4 protein-coding genes and 2 pseudogenes are annotated in these 5146 nt (G+C 58.8%); 2 read left to right on the top strand and 4 right to left on the bottom strand.

Annotation, left to right across the window (positions count from 1 at the left end; genetic code table 11):
- The 3 genes and pseudogenes from ACYVDE_RS14020 to ACYVDE_RS14010 form a co-directional block, all read right to left on the bottom strand.
- Nucleotides 1-198: pseudogene (locus tag ACYVDE_RS14020) on the bottom strand (NAD(P)H-quinone oxidoreductase); the annotation flags it as partial.
- Nucleotides 199-310: 112 nt separating this feature from the next.
- Nucleotides 311-853, bottom strand: coding sequence for a PAS domain-containing protein (locus tag ACYVDE_RS14015; RefSeq protein WP_460502166.1), 543 nt, complete (start codon nt 851-853; stop codon nt 311-313).
- A gap of 28 nt (nt 854-881) precedes the next feature.
- Complete coding sequence (locus tag ACYVDE_RS14010) at nt 882-1250, bottom strand: hypothetical protein (RefSeq protein ID WP_460502165.1); 369 nt, start codon at nt 1248-1250, stop codon at nt 882-884.
- Nucleotides 1251-1513: 263 nt separating this feature from the next.
- Here ACYVDE_RS14010 and ACYVDE_RS14005 point away from each other — a divergent pair, with 263 nt between their 5' ends.
- Nucleotides 1514-1954: a hypothetical protein gene (locus ACYVDE_RS14005; RefSeq protein WP_460502164.1), complete on the top strand. Its 441-nt coding sequence runs from the start codon at nt 1514-1516 to the stop codon at nt 1952-1954.
- Nucleotides 1955-2180: 226 nt separating this feature from the next.
- Here the strand turns inward: ACYVDE_RS14005 and ACYVDE_RS14000 are convergent, their stop codons facing one another.
- The gene (locus tag ACYVDE_RS14000) at nt 2181-4367 is read right to left on the bottom strand and encodes a glutamine synthetase III family protein (protein WP_460502163.1); all 2187 of its coding nucleotides are present in this window, start codon (nt 4365-4367) and stop codon (nt 2181-2183) included.
- A gap of 351 nt (nt 4368-4718) precedes the next feature.
- Here ACYVDE_RS14000 and ACYVDE_RS13995 point away from each other — a divergent pair.
- Nucleotides 4719-5146 (top strand): annotated as a pseudogene (locus tag ACYVDE_RS13995) (sulfatase); the annotation flags it as partial.

Raw genomic sequence — 5146 nt, 5'->3', positions numbered from 1 at the left:
GATTTCGAGGCCCGGCACCTGGCCGCTCACGTCGCCGCTACCGGCGTATTTGCCCTGGCGCATCAGTACGTCAGGCCGGTTCGAGCGGGCGGCGGGCACGCGCACCAGCACCTCGTGCGCCGCCGGCTGCGGCGTGGGCTGTTGCCGTAATTGAAGCATTTCAGGGCCGCCGGGCTGCTGGATAATGATTGCATTCATAAAAATTGGACAAAAAGGCTACTTAAGAATTGTGATGACTAAGCCAGCAGTCCCGCTACTAACGCAAAACGGCCCCGCAGGGCCGTTTTGATTTATTTCGATTGGTCGGCCGCTACTTACCGGTCGCTTCGCGCAACTGCTTTATTTCGCGCTCCAAATCCAGCGTCCGGAACATCACCTTGGCCTCCAGGTCGGAGTAAGCGGCTTCGAGTTGCTCGCGCATCTGGCGCTGCTCTTGGATGTCGGTGCAGGTGCCAAACCAAGCGATGATGTTGCCATCTTCGTCGCGACGCGGCAGGGCCTGGCCCAGAAACCAGCGGTACGAACCATCCTTGGCTTTGAAGCGGTATTCGATTCTGTAGTCGTCGCCAGTGGTCAGCGAGTGGCCCCATACTTCACGAGCCCGGGCGCGGTCATCGGGGTGTAGCAGGTTGTTCCACATGTCGGGGCCCACACTGTCGGCCAGCACGTAGCCGGTAAAATCGGTCCAGCGCTGGTTGAAATAGGTGTGAAAACCGTTCTGGTCGGTTATCCAAACCAGTTGCGGAATCACATCGGCCAAAAAGGTAAACTGCTCGGCGCCAACTAAGCCCTTGCCAACGTTGGCGGGTAATGTCACTTCGGCAGGCGTGGGGGTGGGATGCAAATCACTCACGACGAAAACGAATAGTGGAAAGTAGAAATTAGCTGGCCCGATTCAGTTGCAGCTCCATGCCCGAAGCAAAATACAGGTTGAGCTGGCTATGCATGCCGTCGGCCGAGCGGCGCAGGCGCGTCACCAACGCCCGGGTGGCTTCGGTGGGTAGTTCGAAGTTGAGATAAGGCCGGTTAAGAATCTCATCGCGCATCACCTCCCACTGGCCGGTTTGAGCCGGGCCCGCGTGCGAAGTACGCGCCACCAGCTTACCAGGCGTGAGTACCAGTTCCTTGGCCTGCGCTAAGGGGCTGGTAGGGTCATTCTGATTGAGCACGCGGTTAGCTACCTGCCATTCGCCGCCGAAATAATCGTCGGGCGACTGTTGTAAGTTTATATCCAGCAGCAAATCTGACATGAGGAGAAAAAAACAGGGCGGGGTAGCTGACGCAACGACACGTTAACGAATAACCCCCACCTTTTGTTGGTTCAACGGTCAGATTGGCAAGAATCTTACCAAATTTTCCCGCTGTGGGCCCAACTCGGAGCGTCGGCCCTACGTTGCGAAATCGCGGCCTCGCCTTCAGCCGCTTATTTTTTGCGATATGAAAAAACCACATTTTTTGCCTTCACTCGCCGGGTTGGCTGTTTCGGCAGCTGGCAGCCCGCGCCCTCGACGCCGTGCAGGACGTACTGCGCGCCGAGGTCGAAAAAGGCAATCTGAAGCTGGTGGCCGATTTTTTGGCCGATAAGGCCCTGCCAGCCGCCCGCGTGCTCTTGCTCGAGCGCATGACGGCCCGCATACTACTGCGCCTGGGCTTGCGCGGGGCGCTGGCCTCGAACGTGGTAGGCTGGGTATTGCCCTTCGTGCTGGAAAAGCTGATTGCAGTAGGCCACAAAAGCGGCCTGTTCGAAAAGCTGAAAGCCAATGCTACCGTGAGCGAAGCTCTGAACAAGCTCGACGAACTGCGCAGCGCCACTTGGAAAATGTTGGTGCCCGACCCCGGCAGCGGGGCCGAAGTAATCGAAGATGAAGCCCTCACCCCTCGCCTGCCCTTTTTGCTGGCCGAGGCCGGCCCGACCAAGCCGCGCGTTGTAACATCGGCCCCTTCCCCTAAATAACGGAAGGTCTTAAATAAAAGATGAGGCTTGCTGCTGGAATTCTTCAGCAGCAAGCCTCATCTTTTATTTAAGACCTTGTATATCAGAACCAAATGCAGATACACTTACTGCAATCGTTTGCGGAAGGTGGTCAAAAAAAGGCGCCCCACTGAGGCACCTCTTTCCCAATCGGGGCGCGGCGAGAATTCCCACCCAACACCGGACCCGATTCCGTCCCGAGGGAGTTCTAGCGGCTGAACAACAGCTCGCGATACTTCACCAGGGGCCAGTCCTCATCGGCCACCATGCGCTCCAGTTTGTCAACGGCGCGCCGGATGGGCTCGAAATTCGGTTTCACCTCGTCGCAGTAGGCCACGGCCAGTTCGCGGGCGTCGGTGAGTTTGTTTACTTTTTTGCGCGCTTCGGTCATCTCGTCCACCGTGGTTTTGATGGTCGATACGTGACGCGAAATGTCCTTAATCATGTCCAGCGTGGTCTGGCTGTGCTCGTCGTCGAGGCCCAGGTCGCGGAGGCCGCGCACGTTGTTGATGAGCTTCGTCTGGTAAGCCAGGGCCGTCGGGATAACGTGGTTTACGGCCAGGTCGCCCATCACGCGGCTTTCAATCTGAATCTTCTTCATGTACTCCTCGAGCAGAATCTCGTGGCGGGCGTGCAGCTCGACATGGGAGAAGATACCGTGGCGCTCGAAAAGTTCCGCTGCGTCCTCCCGAACCAGCGCATCGAGGGCCTGGGGCGTGGTGGCAATGTTGTTGAGACCGCGCTGGGCTGCCTCTTCCTTCCACTCGTCGGAGTAGCCGTTGCCTTCGAAACGGATGTGCTTCGAGCTGATAACATACTCGCGCAGCACCTCCACGATGGCTACTTCCTTCTTCTTGCCTTGGTCGATGAGGGCATCGACGGCGGCCTTGAACTTGATGAGCTGGTCGGCCACAATGGTGTTGAGCACGGTCATGGCCGACGAGCAGTTGGCCGACGAGCCCACGGCGCGCAGCTCAAACTTATTGCCGGTAAAGGCGAACGGCGAGGTGCGGTTACGGTCGGTATTGTCGAGCAGGATGGGCGGAATCTTGTCGATGCCCAGCTTGAGGTAAATGTTGTCGCCTTTGTCGAGCGGCAGCTTGGCCGTGCGCTCCAGTTCATCGAGTACCGAATCCAGCATCGAGCCCAGGAACACCGACATGATGGCCGGCGGGGCCTCGTTGGCACCTAGGCGGTGGTCGTTGCTAGCCGAAGCAATGCTGGCACGCAGCAGGTCGGCGTGCGTGTGCACGGCTTTGATGGTGGTGATGAGGAAAGCCAGGAACTGGAGGTTTTCCTTGGGGCGACGGCCGGGGGCGAGCAGGTTCACACCGGTGTCGGTGCTCATAGCCCAGTTGTTGTGTTTGCCGCTGCCGTTCACGCCGGCAAAAGGCTTCTCGTGCAGCAGCACTTTGAAGTTGTGCCGGTCGGCCACGCGGGCCATCACGTCCATCAGCAGCTGGTTGTGGTCGACAGCCAAGTTGGCATCCTCGAACGTGGGAGCGCACTCGAACTGGTTCGGAGCCACTTCGTTGTGGCGGGTACGCAGCGGAATACCGAGCAGGTTGGCTTCTTCCTCGAAGTCGAGCATGAAGGCGTGCACGCGGGCCGGAATCGAGCCGAAGTAGTGGTCGTCGAGCTGCTGGCCTTTGGCCGGGCTGTGGCCGAACAGCGTGCGGCCGGTGAGCACGAGGTCGGGGCGCGCATCGTGCAGCGCCTTGTCAACCAGGAAGTATTCCTGCTCGATGCCCAGCGTGGTGTTCACGCGGGTTACGTCTTTGTCGAAGTAGTGGCACACGTCGACGGCAGCCTTTTCCAGCACGCCCAGCGACTTCAGCAGCGGGGCCTTGTAATCGAGGGCTTCGCCGGTGTAAGCCACGAAAATCGTGGGGATGCACAGCGTTTTGGCACCTACGGTTTCGATGATGAAGGCGGGCGAAGTGGGGTCCCAGGCGGTGTAGCCGCGGGCTTCGAAGGTGTTGCGGATGCCGCCGTTGGGGAACGACGACGCATCGGGCTCCTGCTGCACGAGGGCCGAGCCCTTGAAGTTCTCAATCGGCCGACCATCGGAGTTGAGGTCGAAGAACGAGTCGTGCTTCTCGGCGGTGGCACCGGTGAGGGGCTGAAACCAGTGCGTATAGTGTGTGGCGCCCTTGGCCATGGCCCAGGTTTTCATGGCCGAAGCCACGGCGTCGGCCACGTTGCGCTCTACGGTAGCGCCCTGTTTGATGGCCGCTTGCAGCTTTTTGAAGTAGTCGCCGGGCATGGTGGCGCGCATGGCCTCCAGGTTGAAGACATTTTGCCCGAAGGTTTCGGAGCGGCGCTTGCCGGCTTCCACCGTAACGGGGTAACGCTGGTTGACTAATTCGAGGGCTTTGAAACGCAGAATGGCCATAGAGCTAAAAAGGACCGGCTTGAATTGATGACGACCGGTTGAGCACGACAAAGATAAAGCATAAACAGGCGTTTCAAGAATATGACCTAAAATTTTTGAGCCTTTTTTCAAAAAAAGTAATCATTTCGCAATACACCCCCTACCGAAATAAAGGAATATGCGACAAAATCTCAGCAAATTCGCTCAAATGAGTTTGCGCAAACGCTTGCAAAGCTTGCGATGAGATGAAGCGGACTGCTTTCGCGCGATGCCTTATAACTCGGCTGCAACAGCGTCTGGGCGCGGTCGTCCTTTTCTGCATGGAAGCCATGAGCGGGCCGCATCCGCTAACGAGGCTCCTATCTTTGGGCAGTGAAGAATCGTTTTGCGTTTCAGCCGCGCTACTTTTTGTTCTGGCTGCTGTTTTTCGGTCTGGGCCGGGCATTGTTTCTGGGCTATCAGCACGCCGCGGCGAGCCGGCTGCCGTTGAGCACGCTGTTGGGCACGTTCGGCTACGGCTTGCGGCTCGATGCATCGGCGTCCGCCTATGTGTGCCTGGTGCCGTTTGTGCTGCTGCTGTTGGGCAGCCTGCTCCCACGCCTGCCGTTGCGCGGGCTGCTCAAGGGTTACACCATTGGCATCGGGCTGCTGCTGACGCTGCTTATCACGGCCGACCTGGAGCTGTACCGGGCCTGGGGCTTCCGGCTCGATGACACGCCGCTGCAGTACCTGAACTCGCCGCAGGAAATGGCGGCTTCGGCCGGCAGCGCCGCTCTGGGGCTGCTGCTGGGGGCCAACCA

The organism is Hymenobacter agri (assembly GCF_054778495.1).
Note: the sequence above shows the minus strand (reverse complement) of the source record. Positions and strands in the feature narration are given on the sequence as shown.